The organism is Acidovorax sp. GW821-FHT11A03, assembly GCF_058809075.1.
Window position 1 is genome coordinate 424,990 of the sequence record NZ_JBXASG010000004.1, and the last position, 23,359, is coordinate 448,348.

Here is a 23,359-nt window from a genome sequence, read left to right on the forward strand (position 1 = left end):
TAGCCACACCGCCAGGGACACCATCGCGGTGCCGGGATAATCGGCGGTCACCACCCCCACGCTCCATGGCCTCTTCCCCGTGCCGCGTGCTCGCCGTCATCCCCCCGATGACGCAGCTGAACACGCCCTATCCGTCCACCGCCTACCTCACGGGCTTCCTGCGCTCGCGCGGCGTCCTCGCGTTCCAGGAGGACCTGGCGCTGGCGCTCGTGCTGCGGCTGCTCTCGCCCGAGGGCCTGAGGGCCGTGGCCGCCAAGGTGGACGCGCTGCCCGCCAAGAAACAAAGCCCCGCCGTGCAGTCCTTTGCCGCGCAGCAGGACCGCTACCTGGCCACCATCGGCCCGGCCATTGCCTTCCTGCAGGGGCGCGACAGCACGCTGGCCCACCGCATCGCGGGCCGCAACTACCTGCCCGAGGGCCCACGCTTCGCCACGCTGGATGTGTATGTGGACGACGAAGGCGGCGACCCGCTGGGCTGGGCGTTCGGCGCCCTGGGCCTGCACGACAAGGCCAAGCACCTGGCCACGCTGTACCTGAACGACCTGGCCGATGTGCTGCGCGACGCGGTGGACGAGCGCTTCGAATTCGTGCGCTATGCCGAATCGCTGGCGGGCAGCCAGCCCACGTTCGACCCGCTGGCCACGGCGCTTGCCGCACCGCCCACGCTGGTGGACGACCTGCTGGCGCAGCTCACGCACGAGGCCATCGAACGCCACCAGCCCACGGTGGTGCTGCTGTCGGTGCCTTTCCCGGGCTCCGTGTACGCGGCGTTCCGCATCGCGCAGGCCATCAAGGCGCGCCATCCGCAGGTGGTGACGGTGCTGGGCGGCGGCTTCGTGAACACCGAACTGCGCGAGCTGGCCGACCCGCGCGTGTTCGACCATGTCGACTACGTGACGCTGGACGCCGGCGAGCGCCCGCTGCTGGCGCTGCTCGAACATGTGCGCGGCGAACGCGGCCGCCAGCGGCTGGTGCGCACCTTCGTGCGCAACGACGAGGGCACCGTCCAGTACATCAACATGATGGAAGCCGACGTGGCCTTCGCCGAGGTGGGCACGCCCACCTGGGACGGCCTGCCGCTGGACCGCTACCTGTCGCTGCTGGACATGCTCAACCCCATGCACCGGCTGTGGAGCGACGGGCGCTGGAACAAGCTCACGGTGGCGCACGGCTGCTACTGGAAGAAGTGCAGCTTCTGCGACGTGAGCCTGGACTACATCAGCCGCTACGAGGGCGCGAGCGCCGAGGTGCTGGCCGACCGCATCGAGGCCATCGTGCGCGAGACGGGGCAGACGGGCTTTCACTTCGTGGACGAAGCCGCGCCCCCCAAGGCGCTGAAAGCACTGGCCACCGAGCTGATCGCGCGCAACGCGGGCATCAGCTGGTGGGGCAATGTGCGGTTCGAGAAAACCTTCACGCCCGACCTGGCCGGGCTGATGGCCGACAGCGGCTGCATCGCCATCTCGGGCGGGCTCGAAGTCGCGTCCGACCGGCTGCTCACCCTCATGAAAAAAGGCGTGTCGGTGGACCAGGTGGCGCGCGTGACGCGGGCCTTCACCGACGCGGGCATCCTGGTGCATGCGTACCTGATGTACGGCTTTCCCACCCAGACCGTGCAGGACACGGTGGACGCGCTCGAATACGTGCGCCAGCTGTTCGCCAACGGCTGCATCCAGAGCGGGTTCTTCCACCGCTTTGCCTGCACCGTGCACTCGCCCGTGGGCAAGAACCCCGAGGAGTACGGCGTGACCCTCGCGCCGCTGCCGCCGGGCGACTTCGCCAAGAACGACGTGGCCTTCATCGACCCCACGGGCGTGGACCACGATGCGCTGGGCGGCGCGCTCAAGAAGGCCATCTACAACTACATGCACGGCATCGGCCTGGAAGAGGACGTGCGCACGTGGTTCCCGTTCAAGGTGCCCAAGACCACGGTGCGGCGCGACCGCATCGAGCGGGCGCTGCGCGAGCGAGGATGAGGGCCGGGGACTGGAATTTGAATGAAAATGCCGCTCAGCGCTTATTCAACAAGCGCTGGCAGCTATCAATAGCAGAGCGCCTACTGCTTTTGCTTCTGATAGGCCTTGTCCGCTGGCGGGCCCCGGTCCGTGTCCTGCAGGCCCCGCTGCACGTCCCGGTAGGCCTGCTCCACCTGGGCATCGGGCTGGCCGTGGGTCATGTCCACCGATTCATCGCGCTCGTGCGGCAGCTTGGGCTTGTCGGCGCTTTCGGGCGGCGGCGCGGCCTGTGGGGTACGCCGGCCGGCGGTGGCGGGCGACTGGGGCGTGGTGGTGTTGACGCTGGGCTGGCCGGTGGGGGCGGCGCTGGGGTGGTCCGGGGTGCTGGCGGTGGGCATGTGATCTCTCCTGCGGTACAGGGCTTCATCGTAGGAAAGCCCCTGGAGCCGCCGTGTAGTCCCCGGCGCCATCTGTCCGCCGGGTGAAGCGGCCGCTGGCCGCGAAGGCGCAGGCGCCAACCCATGCGACACTACTGTATGTCTCAACAGGTGTGGGCCGCGCAGGCCCTTGAATCTTTCGATGCGGTGGTGCAGGCCACGCCCGGGTTTCGCAGCCGCGACGGCCAGCGGCGCATGGCCGAGCAGGTGGCGCACACGTTCAGCAGCGCCACGCTGGGCAAGGTGGACGAGGAGGGCGGCGAGGCGGCGCCCACGCGCTCCATCGCCGTCATCCAGGCCGGCACGGGCGTGGGCAAGTCGCTGGCCTACTGCGCGCCCGCCATCGCGCTGGCGCTGTCGCGCGGCACGCGGGTGCTGATCTCCACCGCCACCGTGGCGCTGCAGGAGCAGCTGGTCAACAAGGACCTGCCGGCGCTGGCCGCGCTGATGCCCCAGCCCTTCAAGTTCGCGCTGGCCAAGGGGCGCGGGCGCTATGTGTGCAAGCTCAAGCTCGACCGGCTGGCGGGCACGGGCGAGGCCGAGGCGTCCGATGAAGACGACCTGTTCGCCGAGGAGGAGGCCGCCGCCCGCGCCAAGCGCCCCCGGCAGGAAACCGAGGCGCGCATCCAGTTCTACGGCGCCATGGCGCAGACGCTGGCCAAGGGCGCCTGGGACGGCGACCGCGACAGCCTGGAGACCCCGCCCGAGCCCGAGGTGTGGAGCCCCGTGGCGGCCGAGGGCGCGTCGTGCACGGGCAAACACTGCCCCGCCTTCAGCCAATGCACCTACTACGACAAGCGCAAGGAGCTGGTGGGCGCGCAGGTGATCGTGGCCAACCATGACCTGCTGCTGTCGTCGCTGGGCGCGCGCGTGCTGCCCGAGCTGGACAACTGCCTCCTGGTGCTGGACGAGGCCCACCACCTGCCCGCCACGGCGCTCGACCAGTTCGCCTGCAGCATGGACCTGTCGCGCCTGGCGTGGATCGACCGGCTCTCCAGCCGGGGCCTGCGCATCGGCGCACTGCTGGAGGTGGAGGAGATCGCCGACATCCCGCGCCACGCGGCCCAGCTGCGGCAGACACTGCAGGACCTCGCGCGCATCGTGATGGACGTGTACGGCCCCGCGCTCAAGAGCCAGAAGGACACCTGGGGCCCGGCCCGGGTGCGGGTGCCGCGCGGCGAGCTGCCCGAGCCGCTCACCGCGCCGCTGGGGCTGCTGGCCGCCAGCGCCGATGGCTTCCTCGAAGCCCTGCGCGCCATCAGCAAGGCCCTGCGCGCCGAGATGCGCGACAAGCCCGAGGAGGCCAAGCGCCTGTCCACCCTGTATGCGCAGATCGGCATGCTGGCGCCGCGCCTGGAAGAGCTGCACGCCACCGCGCAGCTGCTGCTGCAGGAGGCCCCCCAGGGCGCAGACCGCAGCTTCGTGCCTGCGGCCAAGTGGTTCACGCTGGAGGTCGATGGCGATTTCATCGTGGTCAAGGCACACGCCAGCCCCATCCTGCCGGGCACCACGCTGCGCAACCACCTGTGGAACGCGGTGCGCGGCGCGGTGCTCACGTCGGCCACGCTCAACAGCTGCGGCAATTTCGATTTCTTCCTGCGCGAGGCCGGGCTGCACGGCGACGAGGCCGCGACCACGCTGGAGGTGCCCAGCCCCTTCAACTACGCCGCCCAGGGCACGCTGATCGCCGCCGAGACGCGCGCCGACCCCAAGAACGCCGCGCAGTTCACGGCCGAGATGGTGGATGCGCTGCTGCACGACATCGCGCGCGTGGAGTACGGCGCGCTGGTGCTGTTCACCTCGCGCGAGCAGATGCGCCAGGCCGTGGACGCCTTGCCCACCGCCATGCGCGGCGTGGTGCTGGTGCAGAACGCGCTGCCGCGCACGCAGCTGCTCAAGCGCCACCGCGAACGGGTGGAGAACGGCGAGCCCTCGGTCATCTTCGGCATGCAGTCGTTCGGCGAAGGGCTGGATCTGCCCGGGCGGCTGTGCGAGTCGGTGTTCATCACCAAGCTGCCCTTTGCCCCGCCCGACGACCCCGTGGGCGAGGCCCGCGCCGAATGGCTGCGCGCCGTGGGCCGCGACCCGTTCAGCGAACTGGTGGTGCCCGCCACCGCCATCCGCCTGGCGCAGTGGGTGGGCCGCGCCATCCGCACCGAGGACGACCAGGCGCATGTCTACTGCTACGACAAGCGCCTCATGCGCACGAGCTACGGCCAGCGCCTGCTCAAGGGCCTGCCGCCCTTTGCGCTGGAGCAACGCGCGCCCCTGTAGGATGCCCCCCGAGTCGCCTGCGGCGCCGTCCCCACCAGCGGGCGCCACGGCGGCACGGGCCGGGGGCTGCACCCGTCCCACGCGCCGTGCTGCCCCTCCTTCCCTCCCTTCCTCCCCATTTGCCATCCCCAGCGAGAACCCCATGACGAACGCCATCCCCGCCTGCCCCCAATGCGGCCTGGAGAACACCTACCCCGACGGCAACCACTACATCTGCCCTGACTGCGCCTTCGAATGGCCCCAGGCAGCCGAATCCGCCGAGGTCGACGCGCCCGAGGGCGGCGGCGCCGTGCTGGACGCCCACGGCAACCCGCTGGCCGATGGCGACGCGGTGATCCTGGTGAAGGACCTCAAGGTCAAGGGGTCCTCATCCACGCTCAAGAAGGGCACCAAGATCAAGGGCATCCGCCTCGTCGATGGCGCCGACGGCCACAACGTGGACTGCAAGACGGAGCTGGGCAGCATGCTGCTCAAGTCAGAGTTCCTGAAAAAGGCCTGATCGGGCCCGGCCCCGGGCCCCCGCCCGCGATACAGGGCACGGGGCGCGGCGGTGTCAGATAAACACCCACGCCCCGGCGGGCGGCGGGCCGACACGGTGCGCGCGCCACCCTGCCTAGAGTGAATGGAAGCACCGACCCCTTCCCCCATTCACCACCGCACGGAGAGCCCATGCCCCACGACACCCCCGCCCACGACACCTTGTGGAAGCTCATCAAGGACATCCGCTTCGGGATGCTGACCCACCGCACCGCCAGCGGCATGCTGCATGCCCACCCGCTGACCACGCAGAACCGCCGCATGGACGAACAGGCGGAGCTTTATTTCTTCATCCCCAAGTCCGGCGAACTGTACGAGCGCCTCCTCACCGATGGCGAGGTGAACGTCTCGTACGCCGACCCCGGCGCGGACAGCTATGTCTCGCTCTCGGGCCAGGCGCGTTTCGTGGACGATCTGGCGCAAAAGGAAGCCTTGTGGTCGACCGCGGCCCAGGCATGGTTTCCGGGCGGCCACACCGATCCGGAGCTGGCCCTGCTGGCCGTGCGCATCCGCCATGCCGAGTACTGGGACGTGGACGAAAGCAAGATGGTGCAGCTGTTCAAGATGGCCAAGGCGGCCGTCACCGGCCAGCCCCCGCGCCAGCTGGGCGAGCACAAGGAACTGACGCTGCCGTGAACGGCACCGCCACGCCTTTTCTTCACCATCCATTCCAGGAGGTTCCATGAGCAGCAAGGAAAACCGCCGCGAGGAAGACCCATCGGGCGGCAATGACAACACCGAGGGCTCGGGCAAAGTCGCCCAGGCCCACAACAGCACGGGCGACAAGCCCACCACCCAGATCAACCAGGGCCGCCGCACCCCCGAAAGCCGGGGCGACCGCGACACGCACCTGGGCAGCAGCAACCAGGCGCAATCGCGCCGGGGCGCCGCCGGCAGCAGCGGCCCGGCGGGCAGCCGCGGGGCGGGCTGAGCGCCGCCGGGCACCGGCACCGCTCGCACCCATGCGCAAAGAGCCTTCGGGCTCTTTTCTTTTGCGCGTGGCCCTTGAAGCAAAGGATTTTCCATTCATATACCATCCACAAACCATCCATATGGATGGAAATCATCCATACCACCGGCCACGGAGGGCCCATGACCCCAGCTCCCGCTTCGTCCCTGGCCGTGCGCGGCAAGATTCCCGATTCCGAAAAGATCACGATCAACCTGGGCTTTGTCGACCTGGGCCACATCGACCTGCTGGTGTCGGAAGGGTTTTATGCCAACCGCACCGACTTCATCCGCACGGCCATCCGCCAGCAGCTGGCCGCCCAGGGCGACGCCGTGCGGCAGGTGGTGGCCCGCAAGATGCTTGTGCTGGGCCTGCAGCGGTTTGGCCGCGCCGAGCTGCAAGCCGTGCAGGCAGCGGGCCAGGTGCTCGAGATCCGCGTGCTCGGCCTGGTCAGCATCGACGACGACGTGCCGCCCACCCTGGCGCAGGCCACGATTGCCTCCATCACGGTGCTGGGCGCGTTTCACGCCAGCGCCCCGGTCAAGGCCGCCCTGGCAGGGCGCATTGGCTGAGCGCGGCGCACCACCACCACCACGAAAGAACCCCATGGACTGGAACCTCAAACTCAAGCAGCTGATGGGTCAGGCCACCCACCTGGTGCGCCGCGGCCAGCTGGCGGATGCCACGCGGGCCATCCAGCAGGCGCTGGGCAGCGCTTCGGCCACGGCGCCGGGGCCCGCCGCGCCGCCGCCGGAACGCGCGGGCCCCGCCCCGGTGCAGGCACCGGCAGCCCCCTTCGCCTTTCGCACGGGAACCCCGTGGCGCAGCAGCGCGGCGCAGGACGTGGAGGATGCGGTGGTGGTCGAGCGCGGCACCGTGCAAGCCCCCCCGGGCGCGGCCCGGACCGCCCCACCGTCCGGGCCGGGTGCCCGCCCGGCGGCGGCCGCGCCGCACGCCGCCGAGCCCCCGGACAGCTTCACCGCGGTCGCCTTCAGCCACCCTGGCGCCCCGCACAACCCGCACCACTACCACCTGTACGTGCCGCCCGGCGCGGGGGCCGGCACGCCCATGCCCCTGGTGCTGATGCTGCACGGCTGCACGCAGAACCCCGTGGACTTCGCCACCGGCACCGGGATGAACGCCGCCGCCGCCCCGGCCAACGCGCTGGTGCTGTACCCCGCACAGCCCCACAGCGCCAACCCCAACGGCTGCTGGAACTGGTTCCGCCCCGAAGACCAGCGCCGGGGCGGCGGCGAACCCGCTCTGCTGGTGGCGATGGTGCAGGACGTGATGGCGCGCCACCCCGTGGATGCGCGGCGCGTCTACGTGGCGGGCCTGTCGGCCGGCGGCGCCATGGCCGCGCTGCTGGGCCGCGAGTACCCCGACGTGTTTGCGGCCGTGGGCGTGCACTCGGGCCTGCAGGCCGGCGCGGCACACAACGTGATGGGGGCGCTGTCGGCCATGAAGCATGGCGCCAGGCCGGCGGCGGGCACCCCGGCTCCGGGGGCTGTTGCGGCGGCACCCCTGATCGTCTTCCACGGCGATGCCGACACCACCGTGCACGCCCGCAACGGCGAGCAGCTGGTGCAGGCGGCGCGGGCCAGCGCCCCGGGCACCGTGGAGCTGGGCACGCACCAGGGCCAGTCGGCCGGTGGCCAGGGCTACACGCGCACGGTGTATGGCCTCGCAGGCGCGCCGGTGGCGGAGCACTGGGTGCTGCATGGCGGCGGCCATGCCTGGGCGGGCGGGCATGCGCAGGGCAGCCACACCGACCCCCGGGGGGTATCGGCCACGCGGGAGATGCTGCGGTTCTTCCTGGAGCATCCCCGGGGACTGGCCGGCACCCCGCCATAATTTGCCCGGGAGCGCAGCGCCACCTTCATCCCGCACAACAACACGGTGCGAAAGCCATCCAGGGAGAGGAATCCGTCATGGAGAACGTCTACATCACCGTCGCGGGGCTGGTGGCCATCGGGCTGGTCTTCTACGCCCTGCGGCGTTCGGGGCGCCAGGACAACACCCGCACCGACCTGCGCATCACCGCGGTCTCCATCGCGCCCCCCTCGGGCAGCGTGCTGCAGGCCAACACGCCGATCACCGTGACCCTGGACTACCGCTACGGCGCGCCGCGCGAGCCGCTGTATGCGTGGGTGAAGATCCTGGACACCACCTACGACTCCCTCTACGAAGGCTCGCACGACATGCTGAACCCGGGCTCCGGGCGTGTGAGCCGTTCGGTGCACCTCACGCAGGCGGGGACCGTGCGCGAGTTGTTCATCGTGGTCAAGAACCGGGACTTCGTGGAGGTGTTCAACCAGGCCATCGCCGTGGACTTCACCTACGAGGAAGCGGTGCTGGACGAGGCGCAAAGGAACGATGGCAAGGGATCGCGGATCACCGACATCCGTCTGTCCATTGCGTCCCCCGCCACGGTCAAGGCCGGCACCCGCATCGATGTCGAGGTCGAATACGACATCCAGGCGGAGGAAGGCCTGGACATCTGGGTCATTCCCGACACGCAGGCCAACATGACCTACGAGGGCACCACGGGCCGGCTGGACGGCGCGGGGACCGTGCACAGGCACTTCACCCTCATCGACCCCTGCGCGCTCACGGGCCTGCGGCTGCTGATGAAGAATGCGTCGAGCCAGACGGTCTACGAACACCGCGTGCCGGTGGACTACACCTTCACGGCGTAGCCGTTCCCAGCCGACCACCCCCAGGGCCCCGCCCGGCACGGGGTTCGGTTTATCCTGCAGGCCCGCCGGCACAACCCGCTGCGGCCCGCAATGGGGGCCGCTGACGCACGGCCTTGCCCCTCGGAACACCCATGCCCCCCATCGCCGTCATCGACTTTGAAACCACCGGCGTCTCGCCCGGCCAGGGCGCGCGCGCGACCGAGATCGCCATCGTGCTGCTGGAAAAAGGCCAGGTGGTGGACCGCTTCCAGAGCCTCCTGAAAACCGGCGCGTGGATTCCGCCGTTCATCACCCAGCTCACCGGCATCACCAACGCCATGGTGAACGCGGCCCCAGAGGCCGCAGGCGTCATGGCCGATGCCGCGCGCTTCGTGGGCGATGCGCCCATGGTGGCGCACAACGCGTCGTTCGACAGCAAGTTCTGGCAGGCCGAACTGGCACGGGCCGGCGTGGCCGCGCCGCACCCCTTCGCCTGCACCGTGCTGCTGTCGCGCCGCCTGTACCCGCAGGCCCCCAGCCACAAGCTCGGTACGCTGGTGGACTACCACGGCCTGCCGCGCACGGGCCAGGCCCACCGGGCGCTGGCCGATGCCGAAATGGCCGCCGCGCTGCTCGCGCGCATCCAGCACGACCTGCGCACGCGCTGGCGGGTGGCCGAACCCAGCCACGCACTGCTGCAGCTGGTGCAGCGCTGCGCCAAACCCGCGGTGGGCGCGCTGCTCGCGCGGCACGCCACGCCCTGAATGCGTTTGCTACATATTTGATAGCTTGCTGCGCTTATCCACAGTGCGCCAGAAGGCATTTTCATTCATGTTCCAGCCGTGCCCCAGGGGCACCTGATCCGGGCCCCCGGCCAAATCCCGGAAAATCCGCGCTTTCGCTTTTCAACCAGACCACCGCATGACCGACAACACTCCAGCCGCCAACGCCACCGACCGCCCCGCACTCCCCGACCACCTGAGCGTGGACCCGCGCAGCCCGCACCATGTGGCCGCGGTGTTCCAGCACGACATCGGCATCCGCTTCAACGGCAAGGACCGCACGGATGTCGAGGAATACTGCGTCAGCGAAGGCTGGGTGAAGGTGCCCGCGGGCAAGACGGTGGACCGCAAGGGCCACCCGCTGATGATCAAGCTCAAGGGCAAGGTCGAGGCTTTCTACAAGTGACATCGCCCCGCGCGGCCGCGCCGCGCCGGTATCTGCCGCGCGTTTTCCGTGCCTGACGACAACGCCGCCCCCTGGGTGATCCATTGCGACGGCAGCGCCGTGCCCAACCCGGGGCGCATGGGGCTGGGCGCGGTGGTGCACGCGCCCGATGGCACGGTGGCGCAGCAGCTGTCCGAGGCCACCACCTTCACCGGCTGCAACAACGAGGCCGAGCTGAGGGCGCTGGCCCTGGCGCTGCGCTGGCTGCAGGCCCAGGGCACCGCTGCAACCGCTGGCGTGCGGGTGTACAGCGACAACAGCGTGCTGGTGGAGCAGCTCGCCCCCGGTGGTGCGCGCGCCGCGCCCATCGCGCGGCTGGCCTTGCTGTTCGACGAGGTGCGCGGGCTGATGCAGGCCGTGGGCGATGTGGCGGTGCGCTGGATTCCACGCCACCGCAATGGCCAGGCCGACACCCTCGCGCGCGGCGCGCTGGGCCTGGCGCCCAAGCCGTCCACGAAGCACCACACCCGCACAAGGAAAAAGCGGCGCTGACCGGCCGGCGCGCTGCGCGCTCAGTCCAGGCCCAGGGCCTCGCGGTAGGCGTTGATGCGGGGCAGCAGGGTCTGGCGGCGGGCCAGGCTGCCGGGGGGCCAGTGGGCGTCCCGGTCGTAATACTGCGCCACGGCGGGCGTGCCGGGCGCAAGCACCACCCAGGGCTGCTTCGACGCGGTGTAGATGTGGATGTCGGGCGGCAGGTGGTCCGGCGCGTCCAGCGTGCCCACGCGCACGAAGGCGACGAGCGGGCCCGCGCCGGAGTAGTGGCTCCACACCGCCACGCGGCAGTGCGGGCAGCGCGCGATCTTCTGGCCAAAGCCGCTTTCGGACGGGGTGTCCACCAGGTCGACCTCGCCCACCCGCAGTGCCAGCCTGTCGGCCTCGATCATGGCGTTCAAGGCGAACGACGCCCCGCTTTCCCGCTGGCACCAGCGGCAATGGCAGCAGTGCACGAAAAGCGGCGCGGTGAGCATGCGGTAGCGGACATGGCGGCAGGTACAGCCGCCGTCCAGCGGGAACACGGGGTCTGGGTGCGTCATGGCAGGGCGGTGGGCGGCAAAACGGAACGAGGCACCATTTTGGCGAAAGCGCGGGACAAAATCACGCGGCCGCCGCGCGCGGTGCCCGGCCCCGGGGTGCAAGCGCCGTTCAGCCGCCCGCGCGCGCCAGCAGCAGCGCCTTTTCCTGCGCGTTGCGCGTGAGGCCCGCCGCGCGCTCGAACTCGGCGCGCGCCTCGGCCACGCGGCCCAGCTTGGCCAGCAGGTCGCCGCGCACGCTGGGCAGCCAGTGGTACTGGGCCAGCACGGGGTCCGCCGCGATCTCGTCCACCAGCCGCAGCGCCGCCGCCGGGCCTTCGGCCATGCCCACCGCCACGGCGCGGTTCAGCGCCACGACGGGCGAGGGCGCCACCTGCGCAAGCGCGTCGTACAGCGCCACGATGTGGGCCCAGTCGGTGTCCTGGGCGCGCCGCGCGCGGGCATGGCAGGCGGCGATCGCGCCCTGCAGCGCGTAGGGGCCCCAGGCATGGCCCGCGCGCGCCAGCTCCTCGGCCTTGTCGAGCGCGGCCAGGCCCCGGCGCACCAGCAGCCGGTCCCACCGCGCGCGGTCCTGGTCCATGAGCAGCACGGGTTTGCCCTCGCCATCGGTGCGCGCGGGCAGGCGCGAGGCCTGGATTTCCAGCAGCGCCACCAGCCCCTGCACCTCGGGCTCGTCGGGCACCAGGCTGGCCAGCACGCGCACCAGGCGCTGGGCTTCGCCGCACAGGGCAGGGCGCATCCAGTCGTCGCCTGCCGTGGCCGCGTAGCCTTCGTTGAAGACGAGGTAGATGACTTCGAGCACCGACGCCAGGCGCGGCGCGCGCTCGGCCGCGCCCGGCACCTCGAAGGGCACGTGGGCGGCCGACAGGCTGCGCTTGGCCCGCACGATGCGCTGCGCGACGGTGGGCTCGGGCACCAGGAACGCCCGTGCGATCTCGGCCGTGGTGAGGCCGCCCAGCAGCCGCAGCGTGAGCGCCACGCGCGCCTCGGTGGGCAGCACGGGGTGGCAGGCGGTGAAGATCAGGCGCAGCAGGTCGTCGCCGATGTCGTCCTGCTGCGCAGCGACCAGGGCATCCACCACGTCGGGGGCGTACTGGGCTTCGAGCGCCTCCAGGTCCTTGCCCAGCGCCTCGTGCTCGCGCGCATGCACCGCCTGCTGGCGCAGGTGGTCGATGGCGCGGCGCTTGGCCGTGGTCATGAGCCATGCCCCCGGGTTCGCGGGCAGGCCGGTGGCGGGCCAGTGCTCCAGCGCGGCCACCAGCGCGTCCTGCGCCAGCTCCTCGGCCCGGCCCACGTCGCGCGTCATGCGCGCCACGCTGGCGATGATGCGCGCGGCCTCGATGCGCCACACCGAATCGATGGTGCGGTGCAGGGCATCGGCGCTGGCATCGGCATCGGGACTGCGGGGGTTGTGCATCGGTGGCCTCGGTGAAAGCTCAGCCCAGCGCCTTGCTGGCATCCACCATGTGCACGAACTCCCAGCTGTGGCCGTCCAGGTCGTCGAAGCTGCGCGAATACATGAAGCCCAGGTCCTGCACCGGGCGCGGCGAGGTGCCGCCGGCCGCCACGGCCTTGGCGACGAGGGCATCGACCTCCTCGCGGCTGTCGCACGAGAAGCACACCAGCACCTCCGAGGTGGTGCGTGCGTCGGCGATCGCCTTGCTGGTGAAGGTCTGGTAGAAGTCCCTGACCAGCAGCATCACGAACAGGTTCTCGCCCACCACCAGGCAGGCGCCCTGTTCGTTGGTGAACTCGGGGTTGAACTCGTAGCCCAGCGCGCGGAAGAACGCCTGCGAGCGGGCCATGTTCTCGATGGGCAGGTTCACGAAGATTTGCTTGTGCATGAAAGGCTCCTGAAGGGGTGGGAAGGTAAAGGGAAACAGAAGGTTTGGCAAAGGTGCGCGGTTCAGGTCGCTGGTTTTTGCGCCACGGCCTGCAGGTTGGCCAGGCCGTCCTCGAAGTCCTGGCCGACCATGCGGTCCATGTTGAAGAACAGGTGGGCGATCTTGGCGACGTACGGCACGGGGCCCTGCATGGCCCAGGTGACGCGGGTGGCGCCGGAGCCCTCGGGCTGGAGCGTGAATTCCACCTGGTTGTGGGCCTCGAACGGGGCCACAAAGTCGAGCTTCATCGCAACCCGCGCGGGGGCCGTGGCGTCGACGATCTCCATGCTGCCGGTGCCCACCTTGTCGCCCTGCCACGCATAGCGCGCGCCGGGGCCTGCGGTGGTGGCGCTGTACTGGCCCTTGGCGGCGGGGTCCTTGCGTTCATACGGGTTCCAGGTGTTGAACTGGCGCAGGTCGTGGATGAGCCCGTACACACGTTCTGGCGGCGCGGGGATCACGCGGCTGCGCTCCACGCGGAAGCTGTCGGGGCGGGTGGCGGCAAACGCCAGCAGCAGCGCCAGGGCGGCGAGCAGCACGAGGGCGATGGTCTTGATCATGGCGATGGTCTCCAGGCAGGGGCAGCGGTTCAGCGGCGGGCTTCCAGGTCGCGGAAGTGCTCGACGCCCTCCACGGCGGCGAAGTCCTCCATCTCGTAGAGCGGGCGCACCTCGATCTCGGCCTCCAGGCCCTCGCCGCGCGGGTTGGGGAAGCGGCGCGTCCATTCCAGCGCCTCGTCGCGGTCGCGCACCTGGATCAGCGTGTAGCCGGCGATGAGCTCCTTGGTCTCGGTGAAGGGACCGTCGGTGATGGTGGTGCGCGCCCCGGCCGCGCCGTAGCGCACGCGCCAGCCCTGCGCGCTGGGCTTGAGGCCGCTGCCGTCCAGCAGCACGCCCGCCCGGGCCAGCTCTTCGTGGTAGCGGGCCATGGCGGCCATCAGGGGTTCGGTGGGCATGTCGCCGCGCTCGGATTCTGCGGTGGCTTTCACGATGATCATGAATCGCATGGGGTTCTCCTCGGGGTGTCAGGGGGGCGGGCCATGGCGCGATCCGTGGCCTTCACCAGCACGACGGACGAACCCGTGGCAGATCGACAGCTTGGTGGCTGGTTCAGGGTTTTTACTTAGAAAAAGAGGGTGGGGCGCGGCGCGGCCTGCGCCACACGCCCGCAGCGCCGCCCGCTGTGGCGTATCCGCCAAGCCGTGCAAATGGTTACCGGCCATAGCGATCTGCCTCGGTAGGATGCCGCGCGAGGGACCCGACCGCAATGACCAGCCACAACGACACCGAACCAACACCCCCCTGGCTGGCCAGCATCCCGCTCATGCCCGGCCACCAGGCCCTCGCGCTGGTCATCGTCCACCCGGGCCGGGCCGTGGTCCCCGCCGAAGGCCTGGGCGAGGTGCTGCGCTTCTGGGCCGACGGGCGCGGCGGCTGGATCGGCGCAGCCCGCGCGGCCCACGGCCCGTGGGGCTACATCGACGGCGAGGGCCGGTGGCGCGTGCCGCCCACGCTGCAGAACGCGCGCAGTTTTTCCGAGGACGGGCTGGCCCGCTTCTGCGACGGCGGGCGCTGGGGGTTCATGGACCTGGCGGGGACGGTGGCCATCCCTCCCGCATTCGACAACGCCCAGCCGTTTCGCAACGGTTTGTGCGCGGTGCAGGTGGGCCAGGATGCCTGGCGCATCATCGACCGCACCGGCCACACCACCTGCGACGAGGTGTTCCATGAGCTGAGCCCCTTCGGCGCCAATGGCCTGGCGCGCGCCACGCTGTGGAAGAAGGCCAGCAACCAGCGCACCCAGGGCTTCGTGGACCGCACGGGGCGCTGGGTGATCGAGCCCCGCTTTCGCGACGCGCGGCCGTTTGGCGAATCCACCGCCACGGCCGCCTCGCTGGACGGCGACACCTACGGCCTCATCGACGCACAGGGCCGCTGGGTGCTGGAGCCCCGCTACCCGCGCATCGATGCCTTCAATGCCGAGGGCCTGGCCTTCTTCGACGAACCCCATGCCTGGGACAACGGCCATGGCTACCTCAACGCGCGCGGCAAGGTGGTCGTGAAAGGCGGGCGCCACCTCTCGCGGCGCATGGGCTGCGGCGTGGCCGCCAACAGCTATGACGGCACGGGCTTTCTCACGGCCGACGGCAAACCCCTTGCGGCCCCGCCGCTGAGCTACGGCACGGATTTCTCGGCGGAAAGCGGCTTTGCCGTCGTGCGCACCGCCGCCGCCGTGCGCAAGGGCGCGGCCGATGCCACCACAGCGGCCCCGGCGCACTGGGGCCTGCTGCACCCGGACGGCCGCTTCGTGCCCGCGCCCGACCACCTGCTGGAGCCGCTGACCGATGGCGATGGCTGGCTGGTGGGGCACCCGCCGGACACGCCGCTGGTGCCGTTTCTGACCCGCGACGGACAACTGGCCTTTATCGACGGCGAGGGCGCCGTCGCCTGGCGCGCGCACTACGACGGCCAGCAGGTGGCCTTGCTCGACGCCGGGGGCACGCCCCTGTGGCGCAGCGGCGTGCGCGAGAACTGCTGGCCCCCCGGGCCGTTCTTCCACGCGCCGCTCACCGACCACCTGGAAAACCTCAAGACGCTCGACGGCATCGTGCCGCTGGCCGTGGACCTGCTGGCCGACGCCGAGGCCCGGCTCCACCGCCTGGCGGCGGGCGATGAACTCGCGCCCGACAAACCCGTGGACGGCGACGATGAAGATGAAGATGACGACGGGGAGCAGGACCCCGGCCAGGTGCAGGCCGGCCGCACCGTGGTCGTGCGGCGGGTGATGCGCGCCTACCTGAGCGAATCGCACAACGGCCCCTACGAATTCCTGTGCACCGACCTCAACCGCGCGGTGGACGAAGCCCGCGTGGCGATGGTGCAGCAGCTGAGCGCGCGCTTTGGCGCCGCCGACCCGAACCCGGAGCACGCCGTCCCCTGGCGCCGCCAGGGCGACTACACGCAGGCCTGGCCCGTGGCAATGGCCAAGCCCCTGCCGGGCGACGGCGGCGCGCTGCACGAGGCGCGCGAACAGTGGCTCACGCTGTACAAGCATTCGGACTCGGGCGACGGCGATGTGTGGTGGGAACTGTGGCTCATGGCCGCGCCCAGCATCGACGCGCTGCAGCTGGCGCAGCGCGCGCGCGGCGCCGGCCCCGCCACGGAACCGCCCGGCCACGGCGGCGAGCCCGAAGGCCCGGACAGCGACGGCCCGGCGCTGGACAGCCGGCCCCCCGAGGGCGCGCCGGCCACGCAGCCGCCCCGGACACGTGATGAATGGCTGCACGCCGTGTGCAACGACCGCCATGCGATCGCCCATGTGCCCGCGCAGTGGCTGGACGATGCGGTGGTGGATGCCGCCCTGGATGCGAACGTGGCGGCGCTGGAATACGTGCCTGCGGCCTGGCGGACAACCGCACGGCTCGAATCGCTGGTGCGCCGGGGCCTGCGCGAGGCGGCCGGCATCCCGCCCGAATGCATGACCGCCGAAGCCCTGGCCCTGGCACGCAGCCTGTATGCCGGCCAGCCCGAATGGGACTGGCGCGACGAGCGCAACAGCCGCATCCCCGCCACCTGGGACCACAACAGCCTGTGCGACGTGTGGGGCTGCCTGCTCACGCCCGAGCTCGCGCTCAAGGCGGTGCGCGCCCAGGCGCCGCTCAAGGACCTGGCGCACTGGCTGCGCACCGATGCGGTGGAGCAGGCCGCCCTGCAGGCCGACATCTACAACATCAGCTACATCGACCCGCGCAAGATCACGCCCGCGCTGGCCGAGCGCGCCGTGCGGCACGACTACGGCTGCCTGATCGAGCACATTCCCGCCGACATGCTCACGCCCGCGCTGTGCCTGGCCTCGGCGCGCGCCAACGGCCTGTCGCTGGACAAGATTCCTGCGGCGCTGCGCACCACCGACGTGTGCATGGCCGCGCTGCAGGACCGCTGGGACATGTTCCTCGCCGTACCGCCCGCGCTGCGCGAGGACGTCACCACCCGGCTCATCGCGGACGACCTGGACCAGGCCCGCCGGGACGGCGAACCCCGCGAGGCCAGCCACTGGCACGTGCAGCGCGCCTGGGCTCGGCTGTGGGCGGGCGACCCTGAAGGCGCGATGGCCGACGCCCGCCTGGGCCTCGGCCGCGTGCGCCACGAAGAGCATGCGCGCTACATCCTGGCCAGCGCCTTGCGCGCCCTGGGCCGCACGCAGGAAGCGGCGCTCGAGGCCTCCACGGTGCTGTCGCTGCAGTCGCCCTACGCCGCGCAGTGGGATGCCGCCGAGGACACGCGCTGGCTGCAAGGCCTGGCGCAGGGCCAGGCCCAGGCGGCCGACGACGCCACGCTGATCGCACGGCTGCAGTCGCACCCGCGCACCCTGGCCGATGTGCCGCGCGAACGCATCACCCACGCCATGGTCGATGCCGCCCTGGCGGCCGACGAGGACACGGTGCGCTTCGTGCCCAAGCGCCTCATGACCCCCGCGCGCTATGCGGCGGCGCTGCGCCAGGGCGTGAAGGATTTCGGCCAGATCCCTCCCGACATGCTCAGCGAGGAAGCCTGCATCGCGCATGTGCAGGAGGGCGGCTGGCGGCTGGAGCAGATCCCGCCCGCGCTGCGCACCGTGGCGGTCTGCGCCCACGCGGTGCGCCGCAGCGCCAGCGCCATGGAACATGTGCCCCAGGCCCTGCACGACCAGGCCCGGGAAGCCGCCGCGCGCCTGCCCCGCGATGACGGGGATGCCGCAGACGGCACCCCCCGCGCCGGCGGCGTGGGCGGCTGGCTGGCACGCCACGTGGTCGATTCCGCGCTGAAGGGGCAGGGCACCGCCGCCCGCCGTCTGCAGCACCAGGGCGTGCTGGCCGCGTTCCTGGTGCAGGCCGCCGTGACCGCCCGGTCCGGCACGCCGCCCACCCTCACCGGACTGGCGGGCTGGTTCGAGCAGCGGCCGGTGCTGGCCTGGGCCACCCACCTGCTGCTGGGCCTGGCGGCCTGGGTGGGCCACGCGTTCGTCTCGGTGGCCGCCTGGCGGGCGGAAGGCGCGTGGATCGGGCTGGGGACGTTCGCGCTCATGGGCTTTTCCGAACTGTACTGGGCGTGGCGGTTTGTATTCGCCCCCCCCCAGAGCCCCTGGCTCGCGGTCGCGGCGGCCCTGGTGGTGGTCTACCTGTTCGGCTGGCGCCGCCTGTACCGCCGCGTGGGCCTGGCCTTCGCCCACCGCGGGGATTCGGCGGCGGGGGACTGAGCCCCAGCCGGCCCACCGGCTGCTGCGGCTGCTGCGGCCACCTTTTACATTTTTCCTAGGGTCATCACCGATCCCCCCGGGGGCCTGCCGGGCCTGCTGGTGGATACAATTTGTAAACACTCGCCCCACCGACCCACGGACCTCCGGAACGCTTGGTCTCGCACACAGGAGCCACCGCCACAGCGGGTGCAACGCCCATGACAAGAGGATCGGACCATCGCCCGGCACAGTGGCCACAGCGCATGGCGCTGGCCCTCCTTTGCAGCGGACTCTCCCAAGCCATCGCGCAGGCGGACATCGCCCATCTGCCGCTGGAACAGCTCGTGCAGATGGAAGTCCGGACCGCCAGCCGGTACACGCAGACCACCCTGGAAGCACCCGCCCTGGTGAGCGTGGTGACCGCCGACGACATCCGGCTCTTCGGCTACCGCACGCTGGCCGAGGTGCTGGGCAGCATGCGCGGGCTGTATGTGTCGTACGACCGCTCCTACCACTACCTGGGCACGCGCGGCTTCGCCACGCCGGGCGACTACAACACCCGCGTGCTGCTGCTGGTCAATGGCGTGCGCTTCAATGACAACCTCTACGACCAGGCCACCATCGGCACCGACTTCCCGCTGGACCTGGACCTGGTGGACCGCGTGGAGTTCGTGCCGGGGCCGGGCTCCGCCGTCTATGGACCCAATGCGTTCTTCGGCGTGGTCAACGTCATCACGCGCGACGGCCGCCAGCTGGCCGGCCCGCAGCTGAGCGTGGCGGCCGGCAGCCACGGCAGCGCCAAGGCCCGCTTCTCGGTGGGAACCGTGGACGCACAGGGCGGGGACTGGCTGATCGCGCTGACGCGCGCGAGCAGCCGGGGCGCGGACCAGTACTTCGCCGCGTTCGACACGCCGGCCAGCAACCAGGGCGTCGCGCAGCGCCTGGATTTCGACCGCAGCACCCAGCTGTTCGCGCGGATGCAGCGCGACGGCCTGAGCCTCACCCTGGCGCACGGCGAGCGCAGCAAGGGCACGCCCACCGCGGCGTTCTCGCAGACCTTCAATGACCCGCGCTCGCGGTCCATCGACACCACCACCCGCGTCGCGGCCGAGTATGCGAGCCAGCTGCAGCCCTCCCTCGCGTTCACCGGGCGCGTCCACGCCGGGCACTACCGCTTCGTGGGCGACTACGCGTACGACTATCCGCCGCCCACGCTCAACCGCGACGTGGGCACCGGCCAATGGTGGGGCACGGAATGGCAGTGGGTGAGCACGGCCCTTGCACGCCACAAGCTCGCGTGGGGCGTCGACTACCGGCGCGACACCCGCATCCGGCAGCTCAATGCCGACGTGGATCCGCCCGTGCAATACCTGGATACCCGCCGCGCGGGGAACGCGCTGGGCATCTATGTCCAGGACGAGTTCGCGCTGGCGCCCACGCTCACCCTGCACGCGGGCCTGCGGTGGGGCAAGCAGTCGGGCAGCGACGGCAGCTTCCACCCCCGGCTGGGCCTGGTGTACTGGTGGAACCCGGCCACGGCCGTCAAGCTGCTGCATGGCACGGCCTACCGGCCGCCCAACGCCTACGAGCGCGACTACCGGGTGGACCTGCCCGGCGGCATCGTCGATCTGGCGGGCCTGCGGCTCGAAAAGGTGCGCACCACGGAGCTGGCGCTGGAACACGCCCCCACTGGCACCACGCGCATGCTGCTGACGGCGTTCAGGTCCGAGGTGACCGACCTGATCTCGCTGGGGGACGCGGGCATCCCGGACAGGCTCAGGTTCGGCAACGCGCGGGGCGTGCGCGTGCATGGCATGGAGACCGAGGTGGAGCAGCGCTGGCAAGGAGGGTCGCGCCTGCGCGTGGCCTACGGGTGGCAGAAGGCGCGCGACGCGGGCGCACCCGAGACGCTGACCAACTCCCCCCGGCACCTGCTCAAGCTGCAGTGGTCGGACACGCTGGCGCTCGCGGCGCCGGGGCAGGGCAGGCCGGGGCAGTATGCCGTCGAGGCCATTGGCGTGGGCGCGCGCAGGACGCTCGCGAACGCGCGCCTGCCTGCGCACGTCCTGGCCAACCTCGTCTACACGAAGCGCCTGGGGGACGTGGATGTGTCGGTGGGCGTGTACAACGTCTTCAACCGCCGCCACGCGGACCCCGCCTCCTACGAAATCCGCGAAGACTCGATCCGGCAGGATGGACGGACCTACCGCGTCAAGCTCACCTACGGGTTCTGAGCCATGTCCCACGCCCTGCGCCTGCGCAACCTGCTGTGGGCCGGGCTGTGCGTGCTGTGCTGGGCGGGGGGCCTGGCGCATGCCACCAACCCCGTGGAGGAACCCGATCTCAAGGCCGCCTACATCTTCAACTTCATCCAGTTCATCGAATGGCCCGACAGCGACCTGGCCACCGACGGCGACTGGCCCCTGTGCATCTCTCCCTTCAGTCCGCTCAAGCGCGCCCTGACGGCCCTGGAGGGCAAGCCCGCCCGCAAGGGGCGGCCCATCCGTGTGAGGCTGCTGGAACTGGCCGAGCTGCGCCATTGCCGCGTGCTCATCCTGCACGGCGCCGACATCGAGCCGGTGCTGCGCGCGCTGCGGGCCCTGCCGCCCGCCCACGGCATCCTGACGGTGGCCGATGAGGACGCCGCAGGCAGCCCCGACATCATGATCACGCTCAGCCAGCAGAAGAACCGCATCGTGTTCGCCGTCAACACCGATGCCACCGCGCGCGCGGGCCTGTCCGTGAGCTCCCGACTGCTGCGGCTGGCCAGGGCGGCCAGATGATGACGATGATGACGAAGAAGAATCAGGAAAAAACGAAGGCGCCCGCCATGCCGCAGGCCCCCGCGCAGGAGCCGGGGGCCGCGCAGCCCCTGCCATCGTCGCGGCTCGTGGCCACCGGCCTCCTGGCCGCGGGCCTGGCGCTGCTGACGGTGGTGCTGGCACTCACGGGCGTGGACTACTGGAGCACGCGGCAGTCCATGCTGCAGGACAGCCGGGTGGAGGCGGCGATCGTGGCCGACAACATCTCGGCCGCGGTGATGTTCCAGGATGCGCACACGGCCAGCGAGATGCTGGGGGCGCTGAAGGCATCGCCGATGGTGCTGGGCGCGGACGTCTACGACCGGCAGGGCCTGCTGCTGGCCCACTACGCACGCGACGCGGACCAGGCTTTTCCCGCCACGCTGCCGGCCGCGGGCATGGCCGGTGTGGCCGAGCGCGCGGGGCTGCGCGTGCTGGAGATCGCACGGCCCGTGGAGATGGGCGGCGTGGTGTCGGGCACGCTGTACTTTCGCAAGTCCATGAGCGCGGTGTACGCCCGCCTGGCCATCCGCTTCGTCAGCGCGCTGCTGATCGCGGGGTGCGTGATGGCCCTGGCGGCCGCGATGGTGCTGCGCAGCCAGGCGGCCGTGCGCAACGCCGAAAACCGCCTGCACACGCTCGCCCACACCGACGCGGTCACCGGCACCGGAAACCGGCACGCGTTCAACGAACGCCTGGCCGCCGAGATCGAGCGCGCGCGTGGCCTGGGCTCCCGCGTCGCCCTGGTCTACATCGACCTGGACAACTTCAAGACCCTCAACGACACCTTCGGGCACGCGGCCGGGGACGGCCTCCTGCGCCAGGTGGCCCGGCGCCTGCAGTCCGTGGTGCGCGCCGCCGACGCGATCTCGCGCCTGGGCGGCGACGAGTTCGCCGTGATCCTGCGGCTGGACATGGACGACGCGGCGCTCAACACCTACGGCCAGCGCATCGTGGGCGTCTTTCGCCCCACCTTCACCGAAGTGGGCCAGCAGGTGACCATGACCTGCAGCGCCGGGATCGCCATCTTTCCAGACGATGCGGCGGACATGGACAGCCTCGTGAGCAACGCCGACACGGCCATGTACCGGGCCAAGGACATGGGCAAGAACCGGTGCGTGCGGTTTGACGCGTCGATGAACCTGGCGGTGGTCCGCCGCCAGGCCATCGAGCATGCGCTGCGCGCCGCGCTCGACCAGGGCGAGGGCATCGCGCTGCACTACCAGCCCCTGTTCGCCGCCGCCGGCAAGGCGCTGGTGGGCGCGGAGGCGCTGCTGCGCTGGTCGCACCCGGAGCTAGGCCATGTCCCGCCGCTGGAGGCCGTGATGGTGGCGGAGGACTGCGGCCTCATCGTCCCGCTGGGCTACTGGGTGATGCGCACCGCCTGCCGCGATGCCGCCCGGTGGCAGGCCGGCGGGCCCCTGCGGGTATCGGTCAACATCTCGGCGCGGCAGCTGGGCGATGCGCAGTTCCTCGAACGCGTGATGGACATCCTGCGCGAGGAAGGCCTGCCCGCCCACCTGCTGGAGATCGAGCTCACGGAAACCGTGCTCATGGACAACATGGAAGCGGGCGCGCACACCCTGCACCGCCTGAGCCAGCTGGGCATCCACCTGGCCATCGACGACTTCGGCACCGGCTATTCGTCGCTGGCCTACCTGCGGCAGCTGCCGATGCGCCGCCTCAAGATCGACCGCAGCTTCGTCAAGGACCTGCCCGGCCACGAACACAGCCGCACCATCGTCAACGCCATCGTGGCCCTGGCCCATGGCCTGGGGCTGCAGATCACGGCCGAAGGGGTGGAAACGCCAGAACAGGCCGACTACCTGGTGCACCAGGGCTGCGACGTGCTGCAGGGCTACCTGTTTGCGCGGCCGATGCCGGTGGAGCAGTTTCAGGCACTGCTGCAGGAAGGCACCACGCGCCGCGCCTAGCCGCCCCGGTCACGATGCCCCGTGGTAGCACGGCGCCACCTCGCGCACCTCGATGGTGGCCCATTCGGCGGCCGGGCATTCGCGGGCGATGGCCACGGCCTCGTCGCGCGTGGCGCAGTCGAGCAGGAAGAAGCCGCCCACCATTTCCTTCGTCTCGGCGAACGGCCCATCCACCAGCCGGGACTGCCCTTCGCGCACCTGCAGGCGCACGGCCTGGTCGGTGGACGCCAGCGACTCGGTGGCGCGCAGCAGGCCCCGGGCCTTCAGACCCTCGCCAAAGCGCAGCATGCGGGCATACGCCTCCTGGCCTCCCGCCAGCCCGCGCTCGGCCCGCTGGCCGTGGGGTTCCATGATGAGCAGCATGTAGGGCATGAGAGGGTCTCCTGGCGAAGCGAGAGGGGAGGGGGGCAAAGCGAAAGGCGCCATCCTACCAGCAGCC

The 23,359-nt window shown here is 70.9% G+C and carries 22 protein-coding genes; 15 read left to right on the forward strand and 7 right to left on the reverse strand.

The genetic code is table 11. The features are described 5' to 3' along the window. Positions 1–65: 65 nt before the first annotated feature. The gene (locus AC1RVY_RS12360; RefSeq protein ID WP_492246107.1) at positions 66–1,976 is read left to right on the forward strand and encodes a B12-binding domain-containing radical SAM protein; all 1,911 of its coding nucleotides are present in this window, start codon (positions 66–68) and stop codon (positions 1,974–1,976) included. Positions 1,977–2,056: 80 nt separating this feature from the next. Here the strand turns inward: AC1RVY_RS12360 and AC1RVY_RS12365 are convergent, their stop codons facing one another. After that, a complete protein-coding gene (locus AC1RVY_RS12365; RefSeq protein WP_218296367.1) occupies positions 2,057–2,353 on the reverse strand; it encodes a hypothetical protein in 297 nt (98 codons plus the stop codon). Positions 2,354–2,491: 138 nt separating this feature from the next. Here AC1RVY_RS12365 and dinG point away from each other — a divergent pair, with 138 nt between their 5' ends. The 10 genes from dinG to AC1RVY_RS12415 all read left to right on the forward strand — a co-directional run bounded on the left by dinG (position 2,492) and on the right by AC1RVY_RS12415 (position 10,549). Next, a complete protein-coding gene (dinG, locus tag AC1RVY_RS12370) occupies positions 2,492–4,666 on the forward strand; it encodes an ATP-dependent DNA helicase DinG (RefSeq protein ID WP_492255443.1) in 2,175 nt (724 codons plus the stop codon). A 142-nt stretch (positions 4,667–4,808) separates the two neighbouring features. Further along, positions 4,809–5,165 (forward strand): zinc ribbon domain-containing protein YjdM, encoded by a 357-nt coding sequence (locus tag AC1RVY_RS12375; protein ID WP_492246108.1) that lies wholly within the window; start codon positions 4,809–4,811, stop codon positions 5,163–5,165. 170 nt (positions 5,166–5,335) lie between these two features. After that, positions 5,336–5,839: a pyridoxamine 5'-phosphate oxidase family protein gene (locus AC1RVY_RS12380; protein ID WP_218296369.1), complete on the forward strand. Its 504-nt coding sequence runs from the start codon at positions 5,336–5,338 to the stop codon at positions 5,837–5,839. A gap of 46 nt (positions 5,840–5,885) precedes the next feature. Next, positions 5,886–6,134: a hypothetical protein gene (locus AC1RVY_RS12385; protein ID WP_218296370.1), complete on the forward strand. Its 249-nt coding sequence runs from the start codon at positions 5,886–5,888 to the stop codon at positions 6,132–6,134. Positions 6,135–6,295: 161 nt separating this feature from the next. Next, positions 6,296–6,724 carry a CopG family transcriptional regulator gene (locus AC1RVY_RS12390; protein ID WP_218296371.1) on the forward strand — a complete coding sequence of 143 codons (429 nt, stop codon included), beginning with the start codon at positions 6,296–6,298 and terminating at the stop codon, positions 6,722–6,724. 34 nt (positions 6,725–6,758) lie between these two features. Next, positions 6,759–8,006 (forward strand): extracellular catalytic domain type 1 short-chain-length polyhydroxyalkanoate depolymerase, encoded by a 1,248-nt coding sequence (locus tag AC1RVY_RS12395; protein ID WP_492806729.1) that lies wholly within the window; start codon positions 6,759–6,761, stop codon positions 8,004–8,006. Positions 8,007–8,083: 77 nt separating this feature from the next. Continuing rightward, on the forward strand, positions 8,084–8,851 hold the full coding sequence (locus AC1RVY_RS12400) for a hypothetical protein (RefSeq protein WP_492806730.1): 768 nt from the start codon (positions 8,084–8,086) through the stop codon (positions 8,849–8,851). 131 nt (positions 8,852–8,982) lie between these two features. Next, positions 8,983–9,594, forward strand: a complete 612-nt coding sequence (locus tag AC1RVY_RS12405; RefSeq protein ID WP_492246111.1) for a 3'-5' exonuclease — start codon at positions 8,983–8,985, stop codon at positions 9,592–9,594. A 157-nt stretch (positions 9,595–9,751) separates the two neighbouring features. Next, positions 9,752–10,018, forward strand: coding sequence for a DUF3297 family protein (locus AC1RVY_RS12410; RefSeq protein WP_492806731.1), 267 nt, complete (start codon positions 9,752–9,754; stop codon positions 10,016–10,018). Positions 10,019–10,066: 48 nt separating this feature from the next. Beyond that, entirely contained in the window at positions 10,067–10,549 is a 483-nt protein-coding gene (locus AC1RVY_RS12415) for a reverse transcriptase-like protein (protein ID WP_370627749.1), read from the forward strand. A 20-nt stretch (positions 10,550–10,569) separates the two neighbouring features. On the opposite strand, the gene AC1RVY_RS12420 is transcribed toward AC1RVY_RS12415, so the two are convergent. From AC1RVY_RS12420 to AC1RVY_RS12440, 5 genes are all read right to left on the reverse strand, one after another. Continuing rightward, positions 10,570–11,091, reverse strand: a complete 522-nt coding sequence (locus AC1RVY_RS12420) for a GFA family protein (protein WP_369640934.1) — start codon at positions 11,089–11,091, stop codon at positions 10,570–10,572. Positions 11,092–11,200: 109 nt separating this feature from the next. Then, a complete protein-coding gene (locus AC1RVY_RS12425) occupies positions 11,201–12,505 on the reverse strand; it encodes an RNA polymerase sigma factor (protein ID WP_492806732.1) in 1,305 nt (434 codons plus the stop codon). Between the two features lie 19 nt (positions 12,506–12,524). Further along, the gene (locus tag AC1RVY_RS12430; protein WP_218296378.1) at positions 12,525–12,932 is read right to left on the reverse strand and encodes a VOC family protein; all 408 of its coding nucleotides are present in this window, start codon (positions 12,930–12,932) and stop codon (positions 12,525–12,527) included. A 62-nt stretch (positions 12,933–12,994) separates the two neighbouring features. Continuing rightward, entirely contained in the window at positions 12,995–13,531 is a 537-nt protein-coding gene (locus tag AC1RVY_RS12435) for an SRPBCC family protein (RefSeq protein WP_218296379.1), read from the reverse strand. Between the two features lie 29 nt (positions 13,532–13,560). Further along, a complete protein-coding gene (locus AC1RVY_RS12440) occupies positions 13,561–13,977 on the reverse strand; it encodes a YciI family protein (protein ID WP_218339320.1) in 417 nt (138 codons plus the stop codon). 260 nt (positions 13,978–14,237) lie between these two features. On the opposite strand from AC1RVY_RS12440, the gene AC1RVY_RS12445 reads away from it, so the two are divergent. The 4 genes from AC1RVY_RS12445 (at position 14,238) to AC1RVY_RS12460 (ending at position 22,920) form a co-directional block, all read left to right on the forward strand. Further along, positions 14,238–18,206 carry a WG repeat-containing protein gene (locus AC1RVY_RS12445; protein WP_492806733.1) on the forward strand — a complete coding sequence of 1,323 codons (3,969 nt, stop codon included), beginning with the start codon at positions 14,238–14,240 and terminating at the stop codon, positions 18,204–18,206. 197 nt (positions 18,207–18,403) lie between these two features. After that, complete coding sequence (locus tag AC1RVY_RS12450; RefSeq protein ID WP_492806734.1) at positions 18,404–20,419, forward strand: TonB-dependent receptor plug domain-containing protein; 2,016 nt, start codon at positions 18,404–18,406, stop codon at positions 20,417–20,419. 3 nt (positions 20,420–20,422) lie between these two features. Continuing rightward, positions 20,423–20,968 carry a YfiR family protein gene (locus AC1RVY_RS12455; RefSeq protein ID WP_492806735.1) on the forward strand — a complete coding sequence of 182 codons (546 nt, stop codon included), beginning with the start codon at positions 20,423–20,425 and terminating at the stop codon, positions 20,966–20,968. A gap of 8 nt (positions 20,969–20,976) precedes the next feature. After that, complete coding sequence (locus AC1RVY_RS12460) at positions 20,977–22,920, forward strand: putative bifunctional diguanylate cyclase/phosphodiesterase (protein ID WP_255594802.1); 1,944 nt, start codon at positions 20,977–20,979, stop codon at positions 22,918–22,920. A gap of 9 nt (positions 22,921–22,929) precedes the next feature. Here the strand turns inward: AC1RVY_RS12460 and AC1RVY_RS12465 are convergent, their stop codons facing one another. Beyond that, the gene (locus tag AC1RVY_RS12465; protein ID WP_218296384.1) at positions 22,930–23,292 is read right to left on the reverse strand and encodes a YciI family protein; all 363 of its coding nucleotides are present in this window, start codon (positions 23,290–23,292) and stop codon (positions 22,930–22,932) included. Between the last annotated feature and the right edge of the window lie 67 nt (positions 23,293–23,359).